This is a genomic window from Sinorhizobium sojae CCBAU 05684 (assembly GCF_002288525.1).
Taxonomy (GTDB): Bacteria; Pseudomonadota; Alphaproteobacteria; order Rhizobiales; family Rhizobiaceae; genus Sinorhizobium; species Sinorhizobium sojae.
The window spans coordinates 449542-470643 of record NZ_CP023067.1 but is presented as its reverse complement, the minus strand read 5'-3'; the positions used below and the strand labels follow the sequence as shown (position 1 = coordinate 470643).

Genomic DNA, 21102 nt, shown 5'->3' with positions numbered 1-21102 from the left:
CGGTCTCGGCACTGACGCAAAAAATGCCCTCCATTCCGTTCACGAACGAGAAACCTTTCCGGCTCGGCTTTTGCTAACCATCGGGCAACGCAAAGTTTTTTTAACCGCAATTCTTAAGTCGCCCGGAACAGGCCCCGCCTATCCTCCCGCCCATAGAGGACGAAAAGTCCCGACGAGACGACCGGCATCCGGCTCTCAAGGAAAACAAGGGCGATGGAAATGGGCAATACACTCTCTCAACCGGCTTGGGTCGAAAATACGCTGCGACTGGATCCAAAGCGTTTCCCGCAGCAGGCGAGCTACATCTTGCATGGCGAAGTGGGGAATGTCAGCATCAACCTCGACCATCGTGGCGCGGTGCTGCGCAAGGTGTTACCATCCAGCGGACTGCCGCTTTCAATCGCGTTACCGGCACGCGCCTTCAGGGGCGTGGCGGCGCGGGCCATCGACCACGGGGACGGAGAGGTTACAGTGACGCTAGAGCTCCATCACGACGATCCGGACTTATGCATCCCACTGCTCGTGGCACATGATCTGTCCGACATTGCGGCCGACTGGCGCGCCTGGGCGGAGGCCTATCGTATTCCGATGCTGATGGTCGAGGCGGACGGGGTTGCGCGCCCCCTCGAAGAACATCTCGGAGACGTGCGCACCGCACCGGCAAAGCCGCGCCGGCGCCATTCCTTCTTCGCCGAACGCCGGCCGCGCTTCCTCGTGCGCCGTTCCACCGGCCAGCTGGGCGTGCACATGAAGATCGACGGCCGCGAAATCATCGCGCGCCACTGACCTGATCAGTCCCGTCACGTCATGGGAGCCGGCCACCAACAGTGGCCGGCTCGCTTGCGTCGGGCGTCGTGATCGCCGGCCCGCGACCGAACGATCCTGAAAAGGGAGAGTGTTACCGCAGAAACAGCATAGACGCGTTCTTCCTGTCACAAACCGTGCCAGGACATGAAAGAAGGAGACGCCGATGCGCAGACCACTGCTGACCACTTTCGCCGCTATCCGCGCCATCATACGCGCTCGCATCGCTGAAAGGCAGCGCCAGGTCGATACTGAATCAAGCTGGGGATAGCGCATCCGGAGGATTCTTCATAAGAGGCGCAGGAGAAGCGCCAGGACTAGCCCCGCAAAGACGATAAGGCCGACGGTGCTGTTGAACTTGAACAGCGCCAGGCATTGCAGCGGATCGTGGATATTCAGCACCAGGATCTGGTAGGCGAGCATCACCGCCGCAATCAAAAGCCCGACATAGGCGAAGAAGCCGGCGCCCGCCGCAAGGAACGCGAAGAACATCAGCAGGACGGCCAATCCATAGAGCCCGATCAGCCACGGCTGGGGGTTCTCGCCGAAGCGGCGCGCGGTGGAACGGACGCCGATCAGTGCGTCATCCTCGCGATCCTGATAGGCATAGATCGTGTCATAGCCGATGGTCCAGGCGATGGCTGCGGCGTAGAGGATCACGGCTGCAACCGACAGGGTGCCGAACTCCGCAGCCCAGCCCATGATCGCTCCCCAGGAGAAGGCAAGACCGAGGAAGAGTTGCGGCCAATCCGTGAACCGCTTGGCAAAGGGGTAGATTGCGACCAGCGCCAGGGAGAGAATGCCGAGAAAAATGGTGAAGCCATTGAACTGCAGCAGAATGACGAAGCCCGCAAGCGCCTGCAGGATCATGAAGCCCTTGGCCTGGGCGCGTGTGACGCGGCCGGACGGCAGCGGCCGCGAGCGCGTACGCGCCACCTCCATGTCGATCTCATGATCGACGAGGTCATTGTAGGTGCAGCCGGCGCCGCGCATGGCGATCGCCCCGGCGACGAAGAGAAAGACATGGAGGAGGAAGCGGCCCGGAGAAAAACTGCCGAGGCTCGCGGCCGTTCCTGAAGCCAGGGCCGCGGACCAGAGGCATGGCCACATCAACAGTTGCCAACCGATCGGCCTGTCCCAGCGGGCAAGTTGCGCATAGGGCCAGAGCGCGCGCGGCAGCGCACGATAGACCCAATTGGTGGATGGCGCGTCATGTACGCGGCCGGAATCGACAGGCGAGGTGCTCATGCTCCCTGTTTGGCGCCGCAAAATCCGGCGGTCAAGCTCTAGGCCGCGCCAGGCGATCAAGGCAGGGTGAAGTCGAAGCGATAGGTTGCGCCGAGGCCGACGAGCAACTGATTGCGGCTGCCGCGTTCGCGCACCAGGCTTGAATCGGCGGCAGCACCCATAAGCCGTCGATATTCCGCATAGGCGATGGTCTCCAGCCTGTCCGTCGCAGCCCAGGTGATAGCGGCACCGAGGCCAACGGAGTGAAGGCCGCCATACGGTTCGTAGGTGCTGAGGCCGGAGGCGGCGGACTCGGTGGCATTGACGCCGTAATAGGCGTCGAAATAATCGCGCGTGGCCGCGGTCAGGCGCGGACCGCCGGATATGCGGACATTACTGCTGACATCGGCGAACGCGTCGGCCGCGACATCGGCGGCGACGCCGTGGTGGCTGCGGACACCGTGGCGGACTTCGGCACGAACGCGCATCCAGTCCGTCGGATAGACTTCGGCGAAGCCGCCAAGCTCGCCACCGAACTTGACCGGCTCGAGCCCCTCGAGATCGCTGGAAGTGTCCTCGTCCCGCCTAAAGATCAGCTTGCCCGTGACGCCGGCCCGGAAGCTACCCTGGTCGAAGAAGGCATAGGACATGTTGTCGTTGCGCGACGAGAAACGAACCGTGCTGCCGGCTTTCCCGAGCGAGACGAGGGGAGCGGCCTGAAGCATGCGTTTGGGCGCGCCCTCGTATTTGGGGCCAAGAAAGCCGGTAGCTCCGATCTTCAGGTACCAGTCGCCGGACCAGAAATAGCGGCCATCTTCAGCGCAAGCGCTGCTGGCCGGCAAGAGAAAAGCTCCAGTCAGAAGGAAAGCAATGGGAATACGCAATGAACAACTCCGGGTGAATCCGTACCGGGGCCGACCTGGAGGGGCGGAACGACAGGATTTGACAGGACGGCGCTTATTGGCGCCGTGTCCCTACGATTCCGTTAACCAGATCACTTCAGATTTTGTTTTCCTCGCCGGCCACCAAGCAAGCCCATATGACACTCAGGATAGAAGCGCGGCGGCGACGGCGCGTTCCCGTAAGCATTCCTCAATTATTCACTCATAAGGTCAGCCCATTGGGCAATGAGCGGGGGGCTGAGGATGAAAGGGCGTGCTGCAATTTCCGTCTTACTGGCAACGCTTGTCGGCGCATCCGCGTCCCATGCCGAGACCCTGAACCTGTTGATCTGGGAAGCCTATATCGACCAGGGCCTTGTCGACCGCTGGACGCAAAAGACCGGTATTTCGATACACCAGATCAATTTCGACAGCGACGACGCACGCGACGAGATTCTGGCTGACCCGACTAACCACATCGACCTGGTCATGGTCGATGAGTATGGCGCATCGCTGTTCGGCAACAGGGGTATCCTCGAGCCCCTCTCCGACAGCAATCTGCCGGCGCTCGCGGACTATGCGCCTGAGTGGCGTGAGCGCTGCGCCGGATACGGTCTTCCCTATCTGTCCGGCACGGTCGGCATTCTCTATCGTTCCGATGTCCTCAAGCAACCGCCGAACTCCTGGCAGGACATGATGCGTCCGGCGCCCGCGCTCAAGAAGCGCATTGCGATGTTCGACGACTATAGCGAGCTCTTCGTGCCGCCGCTGATGCTGCTCGGCGCTTCCATCAATGCCAACGACACGGAGAGCCTGAAGGCCGCCTTCGAGCTGTTGAAGGCGCAGGCGCCGTTCGTCCTGACCTACGACTATGTCGTCACCGCCATTCAGGATCCGGCGATACGCCAAGACATCCATATGGCGCTCGGCTACAGCGGCGATCAGCACGTTCTCAATGAGAAGGTCGGCAAGCCCGGCCTGTGGCGCTACGCCGTTCCGACGGAGGGCACGCTCTCCTGGCTCGACTGCATTTCCGTTACTGCCGCCTCTCTCCACAAGCAGCAGGCGCTGGAATTCCTCAGATACATCGGTTCGCCCGAAAGCGCTGCCGCCAATGCGCTGTCGCTGAACATGCCGACCCCGAGCAGTGCGGCGCAGAAGCTGCTGCCGGAGGCGGTACGCTCCGACCCGGAAATCTATCCGCCGGAAGAGGTCCTGGCGAGAAGTCAATACCAGCAAGAGCTTTCACTCCATTCGGTGCAGGCGCGCCGGCGCATCATCAGCACATTGGCGAATTTCCAGTGACACTCGGCAAGCGCGCACTTTTCCTGATCTTTCCCGTAGTGCTTGCCGGTTATTTTCTCGCGGCCCTCTCGGTTCACTACGCCGAAAAGCAATCCATCCGCGCACTGGAACAGGCGAAGCTTTCGCAGCGGCTGGAACACGCAGCCGCCGTCTTCCAATACGAAATCCAGCGCAGCGAGGGTTTTCTCAACGCCCTGCTGAATGGCAATGCGTTACGCCAATTCGTGGCGGAGACCGACGAGCGCTACCGCATTGCCGCGCTCGGCGTTCGTCTGCAGGAGAGCATCAGATCGCTGTCGGACGATCCGATCGCGTATCTGTCATTCGCTATCCTCAATGCCCGAGGAGAAGTCGAATACTACTTCGAGAACAGCTGGGATCCCTTTGCGCAGATCGACAGGCCACAAGGTGATCTTGCAAGGAAGTTGATCGCAAGCAAGCGGCTGAGCGACCTGACCTATCTCGAGCCCACCGGTGAGCGGCCGCGGATCGTCTACTCCCTCTTCGTCGATCCGGTCACCTTTCGCCGTCCCATGCCAAGCAGCAAGTCAAAGGCGTTGCTAATGCAGATAGCCGTGCTGCCGGACCGTTTCCTGCACATGCAGGCCGCCCTGAAGAAGGAGTATGGAGCCGACATCGTCGTCCAACCATGGCCGCTCGCCGTGACGGACGCGCTTTCGGCGAGCGTACCTCTCGGGCCGCAGCTTTACGCGACGATCGCCGTACCGGACTCGCACTTCGACGCGCAGATGCTGCAGCAGAAGATGCAGCTTGCCTTCGGCGCGATTGTCATGAGCCTGATATCCATCTGCCTGATCGTCCTCCTGATCAGGCGCTTCATCACCGGTCCGATCGCGACGCTCGATGCCAATGTGACTGCGGTCATGACCGGCGAGCACGACGAAATCACAGGCACAGGCACCATCGGCGAAATCGGCCGCCTGACGCAGAACATCCGCGAGCTTCACCGCCAGTCCCTCAATTCCCTCAGGCTCGCGCAGCAGAAGTCCTGGACCGATACGCTCACAGGCATCGCCAATCGCGGCCGCTTCAATACGCTTGCCGCGGGCGTCGTCGATAACGTGCTGACTTCCGGCGGCAAGTGCAGCCTGCTGTTCATCGACATCGACAACTTCAAATTCGTCAACGACAAATATGGCCACGAAGTCGGCGACGACCTGCTGAAAACCCTCGCCACCCGCATCACCGACTGCGTGGAAGCCATCAGCAGGAGAAGGGGCCAGGCGCCGTCCATCATCGCTCGCCTCTCGGGCGACGAATTCGCTGTCCTCGCCCGCTCGCAGCCGGGAGACGGGACCGTTCGCGAGATGTCTTCCGCCATCCTCGCTCTCTTCGATGGCGGCTTCGAAGTATCGGACAAAAGCTATCCGGTCACGGCCAGCATCGGCGTTGCCATATGCCCCGGCGACGCAACCACGGTCGCCGAGCTGATCTCCAATGCCGACGCCGCCATGTATCAGGCAAAGACCGGCGGCAAGAACCGGTCTGCCCGGTTCTCCCGTGCGCTCCATGACAAGCGCACAAGGCAGCGCCAGATCCAGGAGGAGTTGCGCGCCATCGACCCGAACGAACAGTTTCACCTCGTCTACATGCCGATCGTGAACGCTCAAGGTCAGGTAACCGGCTGTGAAGCGCTGTTGCGCTGGCATTCCCCGGTTCTCGGCAATGTGACGCCGGACGAGTTCGTGCCGATAGCGGAAAGCTCCGGTCTCTTTTCGAAGATCGACTGGTGGGTCATCGACAGGGCCATGGCCGATTGCCACCAGTTGAAGGCGTTCTTCGGACCCGACACGGTGGTGGCGATCAACATCTCCTCGGCGGAGCTGCATTCGAGCGCGATCAACGACTATTTCTCGGAGCGCCTGGTGCACCACGGGCTCGAGCCGCAGTCGATCGATATCGAGCTGACGGAGACTTTCGCCGTCAAGGTCAGCGATCAACTGCGGGAAAACATCGAGGAGCTGCGGCGCAATGGCTTCCGCCTCTCGATCGATGATTTCGGCGCCGGCTATACGTCCGTCCAGCAGATCATCGACTATGCCGCCGACACGATCAAGCTGGATCGGGCGCTTGTTGCGGACCTCGCCGCGTCGCACGCGCTCCCCGTGCTGAAGGCGGTCGTGGCGCTCTGCCATGCGAAGGACATGTCCGTGGTCGGCGAAGGCGTGGACACCCCCGAAAAGCTCGCAATGCTGACGGCGGCCGGCTGCGACCGTTTCCAGGGATATCTCATCAGCAAGCCCCTTGCCCTCGATGATCTGGCAATCTGGGCCCTGACCAGAACGGCGCGGCATGCACCGACCCTCGCCGCCAATCGTTTCCGCGATCGGCCCGCCGCGGCCGGCGAGGCTTGAACATTCCGGGGCGGTCCGGGAATTGTGCATGCAGACCGCTTTTTCCTTGACCTAGCCCCATTCCCCGTCCTAACCGCAGCGCATCGACCAGCAGATGGCGGGGATAGCGATGAAGGTTCTTCTGATCGGATCGGGCGGACGCGAACATGCGCTTGCGTGGAAGGTCGCGCAATCGCCGAAGCTTACCGCGCTCTATGCCGCGCCTGGCAACCCCGGCATCGCCGAAGAAGCAACCATCGTCGGGCTCGATACCGAGGACCATTCGGCCGTTCTCGACTTCTGCCGCCAACAGGCGATCGACTTTGTCGTCGTCGGGCCCGAGGCGCCGCTCGTCGCGGGCCTTGCGGACGTGCTTCGCGCCGCAAAGATCCCCGTTTTCGGCCCATCGGCTGCCGCAGCCCAGCTCGAAGGCTCGAAGGGCTTCACCAAGGACCTTTGCGCCAGATACGGAATTCCGACCGGCGCCTACCAGCGGTTCACCACAGCCGAACCGGCCAAGGCCTATGTCCGCGAACAGGGGGCACCGATCGTCATCAAGGCGGACGGGCTTGCAGCCGGCAAGGGCGTGACGGTCGCGACGACGCTGGATGAGGCGCTTGCCGCCATCGACGACTGCTTTGCAGGGGCCTTCGGCGCCGCCGGTGCGGAGGTCGTCGTCGAAGCCTATCTCGACGGCGAAGAGGCAAGCTTCTTCTGCCTCTGCGACGGCAAGACAGTGCTGCCGCTTGGCTCTGCACAGGATCACAAGCGCGTCGGCGACGGCGATACGGGACCAAACACCGGCGGCATGGGTGCCTATTCGCCTGCCCCGGTGATGACGGAGGAAATGGTCGAGCGGACGATGAGGGAGATCATCGAGCCGACGGTGCGCGGCATGGCCGAAAGCGGGCACCCGTTCACCGGTGTCTTCTTCGCCGGACTGATGATCACCGAGAAAGGGCCGGAACTCATCGAATACAATGTCCGCTTCGGCGACCCGGAATGCCAGGTCCTGATGATGCGCCTGAAGAGCGACCTCCTGCCGCTGCTCTATGCGGCAGCGACAGGCACGCTCGACGGCATGAAGGCCGAGTGGCGTGATGAAGCGGCGCTGACGGTCGTCATGGCTTCACGCGGCTATCCCGGTACCTACGAGAAGAACACGCCCATCTCCGCGCTGCCGGAGGCGTCCGCCACGACCAAGGTGTTTCATGCCGGGACAGCGATGAGGGACGGCCGACTGGTCGCCACCGGCGGTCGGGTCCTGAACGTCACGGCCACGGGGCGCAGCGTCGGCGACGCCAAGAAGGCTGCCTACGCGGCGCTCCAAGGGGTTTCGTGGGAAAACGGCTTCTACCGTGCCGACATCGGCTGGCGCGCGGTCGCACGCGAGACGACATGAACGGCGGAACTTCTGCCGCATCATTCAATTTTTACCAATTCTCCTGACGAGAAGGTAAGGGAAAGCTCATATTCTCCCCCTCGAACTGGAGCGGGGTAAGAAGCCTGCGCGGTTTTCGCGCACCGTCCCGCTCCAGCTACCGGAACCGATCACGATGACCTGAGGGCAACCCGGATCTCGTGAAGCTAGCGAGGAGAGACCGATGCGTTCCCTGCTGATCACCGCCGCCCTCTTTTTCGCCGCCGGCACAGCGGCAGCATCCTCGATCGAGGACGTGGTTTCCGGCGGGGCCGTCAATTCCAGCGTCGCGACGATCTCCTGCGCTGAGTGCCCTCCGCTGCAACCGAAGAAGAAGAGCTCCTATGTCGTGCCCGAGCTCGCGCCCGGAACGGAGCGGGTCGAGCTCAAGGAAATCGATGGGGAGCTGAAGTCGGTCCGCACGGAGGCCTGGCTCGGCGGCTCGCCGGTGGTCTTCGTCAGCAAAGCGTCGGAGGAAGCGATCACGGCCGCGGCACTCGAAGCGGATCAACCGCATCCTGCCCATGCGTCGACAAGCCCGTCCGCCCCGCCTTCCGTGGCGATCGACGTGACGGCGAAGACCTCCTCGGTCGGCACCTCGCGCGTGGAACCGGTGAACGCGGCTATGGCGGGCGCTTCACGGGAATTTGATCCGTCCGCCTTCGCACTTCGGCTAGATTGATACCATATCATTCGAGTTCCCTGCCCCATCGGCCAGGTTTCAGGGCCGACGGGCATTTCGCTGCAATGGCGAAAAGGTTGCGCCCCTGAGAGAAGCAGGGGCGTAATCTTTTGTCAGAAACCGAATTCCTCGATCCGCCCTGCTAGCCTCTCGATCTCCCGATCGGAAAAGACCTCTATGCCGTTCGCGCGGAGCAGTGCCGCCGTCACTCCCTCGCCGGGAACCCGTGTGCCGCTGAAGCTGCCGTCATAGACGAGGCTTGAGCCGCAGGACGGACTGCCATCGATCATAAGCGCAAAGCGGCAGTTCGTACGACGCGCAAGAGCAAGCGCGTTTTCAGCCGCCTGGCGAAACGCGGCCGTCACGTCGCCGCCGGTCTTTTCGACGACGCGAGCATCGCCGGCCAGCACCGCGGCACCGGTCGCGCCGGGCTCGATTTCCGCCGGCGGGCGCGGCACCGGCATGCCGGCGGCCATCTCGGGACAGATGATCACCAGCCGCCCCTCCTCCCGCCAGCGCTCGATTGCCGGATGGTTGAGCGGCTTCGCCGCACCGTCGTAGCGCACCGCATGTCCCATGAGACAGGCACTGACGAGAATTCGGGCGGTCATCCCATCAGCCCCTCTCCAGTCTATCCGGCGATCTTCGAGAAATCCGCGACCTCACCGGTCGCCGTGCGGATCAAGCCCAACAGCGCCAGACGGTTGGCGCGGATCGCCATATCCTCGTCATTGACGAGCACGGCGTTGAAGAAGACATCGACCGGCTCGCGCAGCCTGGAAAGTGCCTCCATAGCCGAGCGGAAGTCCTCCTTGACGATCGCCTGGCGCGCGTCATCGGAGGCGATCATGATCGAAGCGTGCAACGTGCGCTCGGCATCGAGCCGGAAGAGCTTCTCGTCCACTCTCGCGGCTACCTCGGTGCCCTTCTTCTCCTCGGCCGCAAGAATCTGCGTCGCACGCTTCGTGCCGGCGAGCAGGTTCTTGCCCTCTTCGGCCGTGATGAAGGCCGTCAGCGCCTCGACGCGGCGGGCGATCATCAACAGGTCGTCGGCCCCCGGCGTCAGCACCGCATCGATCAGGTCGTAGCGCGCCCCGAGATCGCGCAGATAGACCTTCAGGCGGTCATGGAAGAAGGCGAGGAGGTCCCCGCCGATTTCCCCGGCAATATCGGGCCGCTGAGCCTTGAGCCCTGCAAGTGCGACATCGAAAAAGGGCAGCATCGGCAGGCGCGCCTTGCCTTCGAGCACGAGCCGGATCACGCCGAGAGCGGCGCGGCGAAGCGCATAAGGGTCCTTCGAGCCTGTCGGCTTTTCATCGATCGCCCAGAAGCCGACGAGCGTATCGAGCTTATCCGCAAGCGCAACGGTGACCGATACAGGATCGGTCGGCACACGGTCCGAGGGGCCCTGAGGCTTGTAATGGTCCTCGATCGCGTCGGCGACGGCCCGTTCCTCGCCCTGCAAGGCCGCATATTTGTGGCCCATGATGCCCTGAAGCTCCGGGAATTCACCGACGGCTTCGGTGCGCAGATCCGCCTTGGCGAGGACGGCGGCGCGATCCACCAGGGCTGCATCGGCCCCGGTGACCTCAGCAAGTGCGGCGGCCAAGGCACGGATGCGGGCGACGCGCTCGCCCTGAGTTCCAAGCTTGGCATGGAAGGTGACGTTCAGCGTGTCGAGCTTAGCCATGCGCTGGTCGAGCGGTTTCTCAAGATCGAGGGCGAACTTCTCCGCCGACGCTTGCAGCGTTTCTAGGTCCGGCAGATCGCCCTGGTCGCGCTTCCAGAAATGCGCCGCATCGGAGAGACGGGCGCGTACGACTTTGCCGTTGCCGTGGATGATCTCCTGACCGCCGTCGCTCGCCTCGATATTGGCGACGAGGATGAACTTGTTAGAAAGCGTTGCGGCGCCGGCCCTGCGCGTAACGAAGCATTTCTGGTTGGTCTTGATCGTTAGACGGATGATCTCGGAAGGGATATCCAGATAGCCCTCGTCGAAGCTTCCCATCAGCACGCGCGGCCACTCGACCAAGCCCGCAACCTCCTCGAGCAGCCCCTCGTCCTCGACCAGTTCGAGGCCGTTGGCGAAGGCGATGTTGTGGGCGTCCGCGGAGATCATCTGCTTGCGGCGTTCGGCATCGAGCACGACCTTCGCCTTTTCGAGCTGCTCCGAATAATCGGCAAAGCGGCGAACGCTGATCGCCTCCGGCGCATGGAACCGGTGGCCGTAGGTGACATTCCCGGCGACGATGCCGTCGACCTCGAACGGGATCACCTTCGTCTCTTCGGTTTCAGCGCCGAAGGTGCAGACGATCGATTGCAGCGGGCGCACCCAGCGCAGGCTGCCCGGCCTCGCGGAAGCGGCGCCGGAGCGCATCGATTTCGGCCAAGGGAAGTCTCGGATGATTGCCGGCATCACATCGGCAATGATGTCTTCTGCCGCGCGGCCGGGCCTCACGATATGGGCGACGTAGAATTCGCCCTTCTTCGGATCGCTGTGAACATGCGCTTCACCGATCGAGGAGAGGCCTGCGGCGCGCAGGAAGCCTTCGATCGCCTTTTCGTTGGCGTCGGTGCGCGGCCCCTTGCGCTCCTCGCGGACATCGGCGGAGCGGGCATTCAGGCCGCGAATGTCGAGCGTCAGCCGGCGCGGCGACCAGTATTCGCGCGCGCCCTCATAGGTGAGGCCGGCCCCCACCAGCGCGTCCGTCACCAGCTTCTTGAGGTCACCAGCCGCCTTGCGCTGCATGCGGGCAGGAATTTCTTCGGAGCGCAGTTCGATAAGAAGATCAGGCATGAATTCGACTTTGTTCTGTTCCGGACCGTTGGCGCGGGACTTAGCAAGCTCTAGAGAAAATGTCATCAAGTGCAGTGAGGAAATTGCCGCCGCTACCAGCCGCCACCACCGCCGCCGCCACCGCCGCCGCCGGAGAAGCCGCCACCGGACGAAAATCCCGATGACGAGCTCTTGGGCGGAGGCGGCAGCGAAGACGTCATCGTATCGGCCATGGAGCCAGCGAAGCCGCCGATCGTATCGGCGAAAGACCCCGGACCGAAGGAGTCGCCGTGATACCAGGCCGGTTGGTAGGCCGCGGCGGCTGCACCGCCTGCCGCGGCCAGCAGCCAGCGATCGAAGGTCTCCGTCCACGGCGTCTCGACCCCGAGCGCGACGGCATAGGGCAAGAGCGTCTCGAAGTGCCGCGGCGACATTTCCGGTGCGCCTTGCATGTTCAAGCGATCCTTTTCGGCAAGCGACATATATTGCCTGAGGCCGTCGATGCCATCCATCATGCGGGTGCCGAGCGGCGTCGGCGCCCCCATCAGGAAAAAGAAGAGCAAGTTGACCAGCAGGATGCCCCCGATCGCAAAGAGCAGCGGCAGGTCGTCCGGATCGGTCGTCGAAAAGACGACGACCGCCAGGATGCTCGAGAAGACGGAGAAGAGCACGAAGCCGATAAAGGCAAGCACGACGATGGACAGGATGCGGCGCACGAGGCTCGAGCCGCGCCGGAACGATTTGCCCAAGGAGACCGCCAGGCTCGAAACAAGAATGGCAAAGACGACCGGCACGAAAACGAGGGGGATCTTGTCCTCGTTTAGATCGCCGAAGATGAACAGTGCGGCCAGCGCAACCATCGAAAGCAGGACGCCACCGATGACGTATCCGGTATTGGCGCGGTAGTATTTGTCGCGATGTTCGCGCTCCATTGCGCGGCGAAAGCCCGACCCCGCCGCCTCGACCTCCTTCCCGTTCGCCCGATCGATCGTAAGCTTGCCGTCGGCCGAGGCGATCGCTTTCATCACTGCTGCCTCGCCGGTCGGCAGCCGCTCTCCTCCGTCCTTGCCGGTGGTGGAAATGACGATGGCGCTCTTCAGATCGTCGAGGACGACATAGCCCTTCACGGCAAGGTTGAGCACGGCCGCAGAAAACGCCGTCCAACCCTGGCCGGAAAAGCCCTTACTGTCGATATAGTTGACGAGAGCTGGCGAAATTCCGTCCGGCGGGTCCCAGCGCGGCACCATCACGCCACGGGCGGGATCGCGGCCGACGCGGACCCAGGCACGCCCGTAATAGAGGGTGACGAGCAGGAGACCGACCCCGGCGATGACCGGCGCCAGACGGTCGCGCAGCCACCAGATGTTTTCCTGTGCAGCGCTAGGCCGGTCGATGCTGCCCTTCGGCATCATGATCGCGATCGACAATCCTTCCTGTGGAAGCAGTCTGCGCGTCGTCGCAAAGAAGATCTCGTCGCCCTCTTCCACGACGCGCGCATCCTTGCCGGTGGCGCCGTAACCGCCGGTGAAGACGTCGAGCGCCTGTACCCTGACCCCCGATGGCAGGGTCACGGTTGCCGTTGCCTCCTCGATCGGAAACATCCACTCGGTTCCGGTCACGTTCCAATAGAGTTCGTCGTGGTCGTCGAAGAAGCGTATTTGCCGCCCGGTCTCGTAGGAGATCTGGAACGTATGTTCGCCATGCGGCAGGAAGACGTCGGCCTCACCGGTGTAAACGCGGATGCCGCCGCTGATCGCCTCCGTGCGGTATTCCTCCTGTTCGCCGTCACGTTCGACGGAAACGACCTTGAAGTCCACGCGGGCCCGACGGCCGTTCTCGTCGAGGAAGGTCAAGGGAAAATCGCGGTAGATGCCGCGTCGGATCTCCTTGCCTTCCACATTTGCCGTGATCGTTTCCGTGACCGTGAGCGTGCCGTCCTTGGCGACGTCGATCACCGAATGAAAAGCGGAGATGATCTCTGCCGCCGCAGCGGCCGACGTCACCAGGAGGGGCAATGCGATCGCCAGCGTCGCGAAAAGCCGCGTCACTGCAACGCCCTCTTCCTCACCGCGGCACGCATCAGAACCTGACCGACGGCACGGCACGATCCGCTTCGTTGGTGATCTCGAAGTAGGTGGCCCGGGCAAAGCGGAATATGTTCGCAACCAGGTTTGACGGGAAGCTCTCGACCTTCACGTTGAGGTCGCGGGCGGCGCCGTTGTAATAGCGGCGGGACATCTGGATCTCGCCTTCGATCGTCTCCAGCGAACGCTGCAGTTCGGCGAAATTCTGGTTGGCCTTCAGGTCGGGATAGGCTTCGGCGAGCGCAAAAAGGCGGCCGAGCGCCTGCGACAGCGCACCCTCGACGGAGGCCCGGCTGGCTACGTCGCCTTCCGGCACTGCCTGTGCCCGGTTACGCAGCGCGACCACCTCCTCAAGCGTCGACTTCTCGTGCGCCGCATAGCCCTTCACCGTCTCGATGAGATTGGGGATGAGATCGGCGCGGCGTTTCAACTGCACGTCGATGCCGGACCAGGCCTCCTGCGTCATCTGACGCGCCCTGACGAGGCTGTTGTAGACGTAGACAAGATAAAGGATCACGGCGACACCGATTGCCAGCCCGAGCATGAAGAACCCTCCTTTTGCACCCGCCGGAGCTTACTGCATGATTCCTCGAATCGAAATCGATTAACGAACAAAAGCCTGCAGCGATTCAAAGCGCTGCCGCGACCCCGCACTCGGCGCACGGGCAGCTTCAGCGACATTCCGACGAAGCGCGTGAAGGCGCTGCCCGAATTGAAGCGGCACGAGGGAGCGGGCGTTCCACATGCGCCGCGGCTGCTGCCGGCTCATCGAATTGGCTGCCGTCCGGCCTGTATCCCCGGTAACGGCGACTGGGCCGCAATTGGGGGATAGTCGATCTATCAACAACGCTAGGACGCAAGGGCTCCCCGATGAAATCGCTCGCAACTCTCATCAACGCGATCGCCTTTGCGGGGCTCTTCGTTGCCTATGCGAGCGTAGAGCAGGTCGAGAGGCCGGACGGCGTCCGCCGCGCGCTGGAAACCTATGCGAGGGCGTTGCAGGCCGGCGCCTCTCCCCTCATGAAGCCAGTCCAGCATATCGAAAACGGCGATCTGATTTGATCGCAAACCGGGCCTCCCCTGCGGCGCCCACCAACCTTGTCAGGCCGCCTCCTGTTTGCAATTCGCACCGCCTGCATCGGTCAGCAGGAAAGCCTCGCCGCAGGCCTTGGCGAGGGTGCGCACGCGCAGGATGTAGCTCTGGCGCTCCGTCACCGAGATCACGCCGCGCGCATCGAGAAGATTGAAGACGTGGCTCGCCTTGATGCACTGGTCATAGGCGGGCAAGACGCATTTGTGCAGGCGATCGTTGCCGCCGTCGCCGGGCGCGCCGGCGGCAAGAAGCGCCAGGCATTCCTTCTCCGCATCGATGAAATGCTGATGCAGCATCGCCGTGTTGGCGTATTCGAAATTATGCCTGGAATATTCCTGCTCCGCCTGCAGAAAGACATCGCCATAGGTGATCTTCTCGGCGCCCTCGCGGCCGTTGAAATTGAGGTCGTAGACATTGTCGACGCCCTGGACGTACATCGCCAGGCGCTCGAGGCCATAGGTCAGTTCGCCGGAAACCGGCGAACATTCGATGCCGCAGACCTGCTGGAAATAGGTGAACTGCGACACTTCCATGCCATCACACCAGCACTCCCAACCAAGGCCCCACGCGCCGAGCGTCGGGCTTTCCCAGTCATCCTCGACGAAGCGGATATCGTGCAGCAGCGGATCGAGGCCGATCGCCTCGAGCGAGCCGAGGTAAAGTTCCTGGAGATTGGTCGGGTTCGGCTTCAGGATCACCTGGTACTGATAGTAGTGCTGGAGCCGATTGGGGTTCTCTCCGTAGCGGCCGTCGGTCGGACGCCGCGAGGGTTGAACATAGGCCGCACGCCACGGCTTCGGCCCGAGCGCGCGGAGCGTCGTCGCCGGATGGAAGGTACCGGCGCCGACCTCCATGTCATAGGGCTGGAGCACCGCGCATCCCTTGTCCGCCCAATAGTTGTGCAGCGTTAGGATCAAGGCCTGGAACGAGCGCTTCGGGTTCATATGGTCCGGGAGGGGGGCAGCGGTCATGGGATCGTCCGAATTCTTCGATTTGCCGCGACAGGTGCCATGCCGGAGAACAAGGGTCAAGCGCCTTGGCCGATCCACGGCTTACGCCTCGGCCTGGGCAATTGTCACTCGTCGTCGCGCCTGAGGCGGTATTCACCGGTTTTCGGGTCTTTGACGAGTGTTCCATCGGCGCCGCTCTCGCGTTCCCGGCGCAGGCGCTCGCTCTGGCGCGTGAGCCTCTCGGCATCGGCAATGAACTTGCGGTAGCCGATCCAGGCGATAGCGGCGATGATCAAGAGCAGGATGATCTGCGGCATGTTTCCTCCTCTGCGCCTGCCGGATCAGACATAATACCGGTTGGAGCAGCAATTCCGTGATCGGGCAGTGCGCAGCTGACCAACATTTGTCGCCGTGGGTCTCACAGCCCGAAGCGCGCCCATAGCGCCCTTTCTTCTATCACCTCGACAAGTCCGGCAGCAGCCGATGCGGCGAGTGGCGCCGCAAGAGACCCCGCGACCGCCGCCCCCGGCTGGCGCCACCCGAAGAGGCTGCGGCTCGGCTGGATGAGTTCAAGCCGCGCCTTTTCGCCATAGCGCCTCTTGACCTCTCCGCGCATGTCGCCGAGGCCATCGACGAGGCCAAGCTCCCGCCCGCGCCGGCCGGTCCAGAAGAGACCCGAGAAAATATCGGGATGGTCACTCAGCAGCGTGCCGCGCCGGGACTTGACCATTTCGATGAAGGTGTCGTGGACATCGAGCTGAAGGGATTTCAGGAACTCGACGTCCCGCTCCTTCTCCGGCTGGAATGGATCAAGGACCACCTTGTTCTCGCCAGCCGTGTAGATGCGGCGTTCGACGCCGATCTTCTTCAACAGCTCCGGAAAGCCGAAGCCGCCGGACACGACGCCGATCGAGCCGACGATCGAATTCGGATCGGCAATGATCTCGTCACCGGCAAGCGCAATCATGTAGCCGCCTGAGGCTGCCACGTCCTCGACGAAGATCAGGACCCGCTTTTTCTTCTCCTCGGCGAGATCGCGGATACGCTGGTAGATCAGGCGCGACTGCACCGGTGAGCCGCCGGGCGAGTTGACGGAGATGACAACGGCCGGAGCCTCCTTGACGGCGAAGGCCTTCTCAAGTAGCGGCGCCACGGTCGCGAGATTGAGAGCAGGACGGAACTGGCTTCCCCCCGCCATGATTGCGCCGTGGAGACGGATCGCCGGGATCGTTAGCCCGTCGGTGCGAAAACGCCTCGGAAGCAATTTTTTAAAGAACCCGGCCATTTCAACTCCTGCTCATACGAAATTTGACCCTGCATGTATGCACTGCCGCAGCAAACGCAATGCCGTACTTGCCGTTTATCGCCGACGAGGATAAGCGGTTCGGCCGTTGTTGAGGTCGTCGACTTCCGTGGAGAAACGGTGCGTCCCCTCCCCGTGCATCACGAGCGGTGCGCGCAGCGCCAATCGCTTGCGGCTCTGCTTGATCGCGGTCACCAGGATACGAACTGCGTTCTCGCCGGCGCGCGGCAGGAGCGGCGTGATCTCGATGCCGCCGAAGCGGCGGCCACAGGCCGCAATGATCTCGGCAATCGACTCCGGCCGGGCTATCAGCGAAAGCTGCCCACCAGGCTTCATGACCGCGCCCGCGGTCTTGATCCAGGTCTCGAACAGACCGTCGCTCATCGCATGGGCCTCGGCCTTCAGGCGATCCGGCGTCCGGCGATCGGCGGCATCGTTGAATGGCGGGTTCATGATGACGTGATCAAAGCTGTCGTCGGCAAAGCCGGCCGCTGTGCGTGCCTTGCCGGTCAGCGTCACATCCGCCTCGAGAACGGCGACGCGTGCCGCAAAATGCGAATTTGCGGGCAATGCGAGGCTGCGACGGGCAAAGTCCGCCATGATCGGCGAGCGTTCGACGAGCAGCACCTCAGCCAATTCGACGCGCGAGGCGACCGCCATGCCGGCCGCCCCCGCCCCTGCGCCGAGATCGGCGACGCGGCAAGCGCCGTCGCAGGAAACGAGGGACGCAAGCAGCATTGCATCCATGCCGGAGCGATGCCCCTGACCGAGCGGCTGGATCAGGTGAAAGCCGCCGCGGTGGAATGCATCCACGGTTTCCTTGATCGCCGTCGTCATGGTTTCCACTCGGCGCGAGCATAGCGGCCGGTCCGCGGAGATGCCTCATTCACTGCCGCAGCTCCTTTTCCAGACCCGCCTCGATCAGAATGCGCCGAGCCCGCTCGGCATCCTCCTCGGCCACCAGGAAGCGTCGCGGCAGCAGGCCGAGCGAGCCTTCAAGGATGCTCATGTCGCGATCGGCGACGAAACAGGCGATCCCGGCATCCTTCATCAGGCTTTCTGCGAAGGAGAGAACGACGGCATCGTTGGTGCGGATGAGTTCCTTCATCGGGATCGGGTCTCCTCCCTCAAATTCCAGCGGGCGAGGCAATTCGCCTCTTGCCGCACAAGCCACCTCTTTACTATTGTCACAACCGAGCAAGAAACAGGAGTCCGGGGCGTTGGGCGTAGTGATACCGCTGGAAGACAATAAAAACAAACAGGCGTCCGTGAAGCCGCTCGTCGGGCTCACGGCGTCGGACATGGAGCGGGTCAACCAGCTTATTCTTTCCAAGGCGGGCTCCGACGTGCAGATGATTCCGGAGGTCGCCAACCACCTGATTTCCTCGGGCGGCAAGCGCCTGCGGCCGATGCTGACGCTCGCCGCCGCTTCGATGTTCGGCTATGACGGCGACGCGCATGTCAAGCTCGCGACTAGCGTCGAGTTCATGCATACGGCGACGCTTCTGCACGACGATGTGGTCGACGAAAGCGATCTCAGGCGCGGCAAGTCGACGGCGCGGACGATCTGGGGCAACCAGGCGAGCGTGCTCGTCGGAGACTTCCTGCTCGGGCAGGCCTTCCGCATGATGGTGGATGTCGGTTCGTTGGATGCGCTCGACGTGCTGTCAACCGCCGCATCGGTGATCGCGGAGGGTGAAGTTCTCCAACTCTCCGTGGCCAAAAACATGGAGACCACCGAGGACGACTATCTGCAGGTGATCCGCGCCAAGACGGCCGCGCTTTTCGCCGCGGCCTCCGAGGTCGGCCCCATCGTTGCGGCTGCGAGCAAGGCCGATCGCAACGCGCTGAAGTCCTACGGCATGAATCTCGGCCTCGCCTTTCAACTCGTCGACGACGTTCTCGACTATGGTGGCTCGTCGAGCGATCTCGGCAAGAATGTCGGCGACGACTTCCGCGAGGGCAAGATCACGCTGCCGGTCATCCTCTCCTATCGTCGCGGCACGCCGCAGGACCGCGCCTTCTGGCGCGAAGCCATCGAAGGCGGCGCCAGCGATGCGGCCAATCTCGAAAAGGCGCTCGGCCTCATCCACCGCTACGGCGGGCTGACCGATACGATTGCGCGCGCCCAGCACTACGGCACGATCGCGCGCGATGCGCTCGCGCCCCTGCCGGCTTCCCCCTGGAAGTCGGCGCTAACCGAGGTGATCGATTTCTGCATCGAACGGGTGAGCTGAGCCGCACATCAGCGTTTCCTTGAGGAATTTCTTGCCGGGCTGCGCCAAAAAAGCCATTCTGTTTTTTGAGACTTGCGTCCGGATCTTCCAATCGACTCCGCAGCAATGAGCGATGGCGCAATGCGCCGGACCCTCGGCAACGAAAGGTTTGATATGCGGCAGAACAAACTCCTTCGCCTTCTCAGCGGCGCGGCAATGCTGGCCCTCGTGGCGACGACCGGCAGCCATTACGCCTTCGCTGAAGAAGCGACTGCGGTCGAGGACGCCGAACCTTTCGACCTCAGGAGCGCAAATACCTTCGCCGGCGCCTTCCTGGCGGCGCGGACGGCCGACGTCGATCGCGACTATGCGATGGCGGCAGACCTCTACCGAATCGCATTGCAATTCGAGCCGGACAACCGGGACGTCAAGCAGCGCCTGATGATCACGCTGTTGATCGGCGGCGAATTCGATGAAGGCGTCAAGATTGCCGAGGAGCTGAAATCCGATCGGGCCGTCGAACGGATCACCACGATCGTGCGCGCGATCGACGCGATCCGCAAACGCGAATACCGCACGGCGCAGAAGCTGCTGAAATATGAAGGCCCCAACGACCTCGACCGTTTGATGAGCACTCTGCTCTCCGCCTGGGCGAAATTCGGTCAGGGCAGACCGAAGGAAGCGCTTGCGCAGATCAAGGCGCTCGACGGGCCGGAATGGTTCCGGGTGTTCAAGAACTATCATGCCGGAGCGATTGCTCTGGCCGCCGGCGACAAGGCGACGGCGCGTGCGCGGCTGAACGACGCCATTCTAGACCGGGAAGGCGGAGGTGCCGCGCCGGACACCTTCATGCGTGCGGTCGAGGCGCTGGCGCGCTTCGAGGCGCGCGAGGGCAACAAGCAGAAGGCGCTCGATACGGTCTCAGTCGGCGAGAACCTCGTCAACAATTACACCCCTCTCGAGGCGCTCAGGAAGAGCATCGAAGACGGCAAGCACCAGGAGCAGCAGGTGCGCACGGCCGTGCAGGGCGCGGCTGCCGTGCTTTTCTCGATCGGTGGCGCGCTCAACCGCGAGGGGGCCGAGGACATCGTATCGCTCTACCTGCAGACGGCGCGCCGGCTCGATCCCGGCAGTGCTGATGTCCTGGTGATGCTGGGAGGCATTGCCGAAAACCTGAAGAAGGAAGATGAGGCAATCGCACTTTACAAGAGCGTGCCGGAAGACTCGCCGATGCGCCGCGTCTCGGAACTGCAGCTGGGCCTCGCCCTTGCCGGCATCGGCAAGGTCGACGAGGCGAAGAAGCATCTGCAGGGGCTGATCGAACTCGATCCCAAGAACATCCGCAACTATCTTGCCTATGGCAGCGTGCTTTCCGATGCCAAGGCCTACAAGGAAATGGGCGAGCTTTACGACCGCGCGGTCGAGGCGATCGGGCCGGTTCCGAACCGCAGCGACTGGACCGTCTTCTTCCAGCGCGGAATTGCTTACGAGCGCCAGAAGCTCTGGGAGAAGGCAGAGCCGAATTTCCGCAAGGCTCTGGAGCTCAATCCCGACCAGCCGCAGGTTCTGAACTATCTCGGCTACTCCTGGGTCGACATGAACATCAACCTCGAAGAGGGCTTGGAGATGATCCGCAAGGCGGTCGAGCTCAAGCCCGACGACGGTTACATTGTCGATTCGCTCGGCTGGGCCTATTTCCGCATGAACCGCTTCGACGAGGCGGTGGACGAGCTCGAGCGTGCGGCGGAGCTGATGGCCGGAGATCCGACGATCAACGATCACCTCGGCGACGCCTATTGGCGGGTCGGACGCAAGCTCGAGGCGGTGTTCCAATGGAACCAGGCGCTGGAGTTGGAGCCTGAGGAAGCGGAAATCCCGAAGATCAAGGCAAAGATCGAAAACGGACTGCCGCTGCTCGAGCAGAACGTTCCGGCCGCGGCGGATGCCAAGGAGACCCTGCCGAAAAAGGGCGCCGCGGAAACCGCCGCATCGGACAAGAAATCTTGA

19 protein-coding genes are annotated in these 21102 nt (G+C 62.8%); 8 read left to right on the top strand and 11 right to left on the bottom strand.

Translation table 11 applies throughout. The features are described 5' to 3' along the window. Window positions 1-219 precede the first annotated feature (219 nt). Window positions 220-786, top strand: coding sequence for a DUF6101 family protein (locus SJ05684_RS02245; protein ID WP_034852427.1), 567 nt, complete (start codon window positions 220-222; stop codon window positions 784-786). Window positions 787-1092: 306 nt separating this feature from the next. On the opposite strand, the gene ubiA is transcribed toward SJ05684_RS02245, so the two are convergent. Both ubiA and SJ05684_RS02235 read right to left on the bottom strand, forming a co-directional pair. Beyond that, window positions 1093-2052, bottom strand: coding sequence for a 4-hydroxybenzoate octaprenyltransferase (gene ubiA, locus SJ05684_RS02240; RefSeq protein ID WP_034852180.1), 960 nt, complete (start codon window positions 2050-2052; stop codon window positions 1093-1095). Between the two features lie 56 nt (window positions 2053-2108). Next, window positions 2109-2915 (bottom strand): MipA/OmpV family protein, encoded by an 807-nt coding sequence (locus SJ05684_RS02235; RefSeq protein WP_034852178.1) that lies wholly within the window; start codon window positions 2913-2915, stop codon window positions 2109-2111. Window positions 2916-3176: 261 nt separating this feature from the next. Here SJ05684_RS02235 and SJ05684_RS02230 point away from each other — a divergent pair, with 261 nt between their 5' ends. From SJ05684_RS02230 to SJ05684_RS02215, 4 genes are all read left to right on the top strand, one after another. After that, window positions 3177-4217: a polyamine ABC transporter substrate-binding protein gene (locus tag SJ05684_RS02230; protein ID WP_034852176.1), complete on the top strand. Its 1041-nt coding sequence runs from the start codon at window positions 3177-3179 to the stop codon at window positions 4215-4217. Continuing rightward, window positions 4214-6592 (top strand): putative bifunctional diguanylate cyclase/phosphodiesterase, encoded by a 2379-nt coding sequence (locus SJ05684_RS02225; protein ID WP_050979929.1) that lies wholly within the window; start codon window positions 4214-4216, stop codon window positions 6590-6592. Before SJ05684_RS02230 ends, SJ05684_RS02225 begins: the two co-directional genes overlap by 4 nt. Window positions 6593-6701: 109 nt before the next feature. Beyond that, entirely contained in the window at window positions 6702-7973 is a 1272-nt protein-coding gene (purD, locus tag SJ05684_RS02220; protein ID WP_034852174.1) for a phosphoribosylamine--glycine ligase, read from the top strand. A 202-nt stretch (window positions 7974-8175) separates the two neighbouring features. Next, on the top strand, window positions 8176-8673 hold the full coding sequence (locus SJ05684_RS02215) for a plant virulence effector HPE1-like domain-containing protein (protein WP_034852172.1): 498 nt from the start codon (window positions 8176-8178) through the stop codon (window positions 8671-8673). 113 nt (window positions 8674-8786) lie between these two features. Here SJ05684_RS02215 and SJ05684_RS02210 read toward each other — a convergent pair whose 3' ends face one another. The 4 genes from SJ05684_RS02210 to SJ05684_RS02195 form a co-directional block, all read right to left on the bottom strand. Then, the gene (locus SJ05684_RS02210; RefSeq protein ID WP_034852169.1) at window positions 8787-9284 is read right to left on the bottom strand and encodes a 2-thiouracil desulfurase family protein; all 498 of its coding nucleotides are present in this window, start codon (window positions 9282-9284) and stop codon (window positions 8787-8789) included. A 20-nt stretch (window positions 9285-9304) separates the two neighbouring features. Further along, complete coding sequence (gene glyS, locus SJ05684_RS02205) at window positions 9305-11470, bottom strand: glycine--tRNA ligase subunit beta (protein WP_034852423.1); 2166 nt, start codon at window positions 11468-11470, stop codon at window positions 9305-9307. Between the two features lie 92 nt (window positions 11471-11562). Next, window positions 11563-13497 carry a DUF2207 domain-containing protein gene (locus tag SJ05684_RS02200; RefSeq protein ID WP_034852166.1) on the bottom strand — a complete coding sequence of 645 codons (1935 nt, stop codon included), beginning with the start codon at window positions 13495-13497 and terminating at the stop codon, window positions 11563-11565. Between the two features lie 31 nt (window positions 13498-13528). Beyond that, on the bottom strand, window positions 13529-14077 hold the full coding sequence (locus SJ05684_RS02195; protein WP_034852165.1) for a LemA family protein: 549 nt from the start codon (window positions 14075-14077) through the stop codon (window positions 13529-13531). 326 nt (window positions 14078-14403) lie between these two features. Here SJ05684_RS02195 and SJ05684_RS02190 point away from each other — a divergent pair, with 326 nt between their 5' ends. Further along, on the top strand, window positions 14404-14595 hold the full coding sequence (locus SJ05684_RS02190) for a hypothetical protein (RefSeq protein WP_034852163.1): 192 nt from the start codon (window positions 14404-14406) through the stop codon (window positions 14593-14595). 39 nt (window positions 14596-14634) lie between these two features. On the opposite strand, the gene SJ05684_RS02185 is transcribed toward SJ05684_RS02190, so the two are convergent. From SJ05684_RS02185 to SJ05684_RS02165, 5 genes are all read right to left on the bottom strand, one after another. Next, window positions 14635-15597, bottom strand: a complete 963-nt coding sequence (locus SJ05684_RS02185) for a glycine--tRNA ligase subunit alpha (protein ID WP_034852420.1) — start codon at window positions 15595-15597, stop codon at window positions 14635-14637. A 104-nt stretch (window positions 15598-15701) separates the two neighbouring features. Next, entirely contained in the window at window positions 15702-15893 is a 192-nt protein-coding gene (locus SJ05684_RS02180; protein ID WP_034852161.1) for a hypothetical protein, read from the bottom strand. 101 nt (window positions 15894-15994) lie between these two features. Then, the gene (locus SJ05684_RS02175) at window positions 15995-16861 is read right to left on the bottom strand and encodes a S49 family peptidase (protein WP_034852159.1); all 867 of its coding nucleotides are present in this window, start codon (window positions 16859-16861) and stop codon (window positions 15995-15997) included. A 75-nt stretch (window positions 16862-16936) separates the two neighbouring features. Beyond that, the gene (locus SJ05684_RS02170; protein ID WP_034852157.1) at window positions 16937-17716 is read right to left on the bottom strand and encodes a tRNA1(Val) (adenine(37)-N6)-methyltransferase; all 780 of its coding nucleotides are present in this window, start codon (window positions 17714-17716) and stop codon (window positions 16937-16939) included. Between the two features lie 49 nt (window positions 17717-17765). Then, window positions 17766-17987, bottom strand: a complete 222-nt coding sequence (locus tag SJ05684_RS02165) for a putative signal transducing protein (RefSeq protein ID WP_034852156.1) — start codon at window positions 17985-17987, stop codon at window positions 17766-17768. 112 nt (window positions 17988-18099) lie between these two features. On the opposite strand from SJ05684_RS02165, the gene SJ05684_RS02160 reads away from it, so the two are divergent. Further along, window positions 18100-19116: a polyprenyl synthetase family protein gene (locus tag SJ05684_RS02160; protein WP_034852154.1), complete on the top strand. Its 1017-nt coding sequence runs from the start codon at window positions 18100-18102 to the stop codon at window positions 19114-19116. A 153-nt stretch (window positions 19117-19269) separates the two neighbouring features. Further along, window positions 19270-21102 carry a tetratricopeptide repeat protein gene (locus SJ05684_RS02155; protein WP_034852418.1) on the top strand — a complete coding sequence of 611 codons (1833 nt, stop codon included), beginning with the start codon at window positions 19270-19272 and terminating at the stop codon, window positions 21100-21102.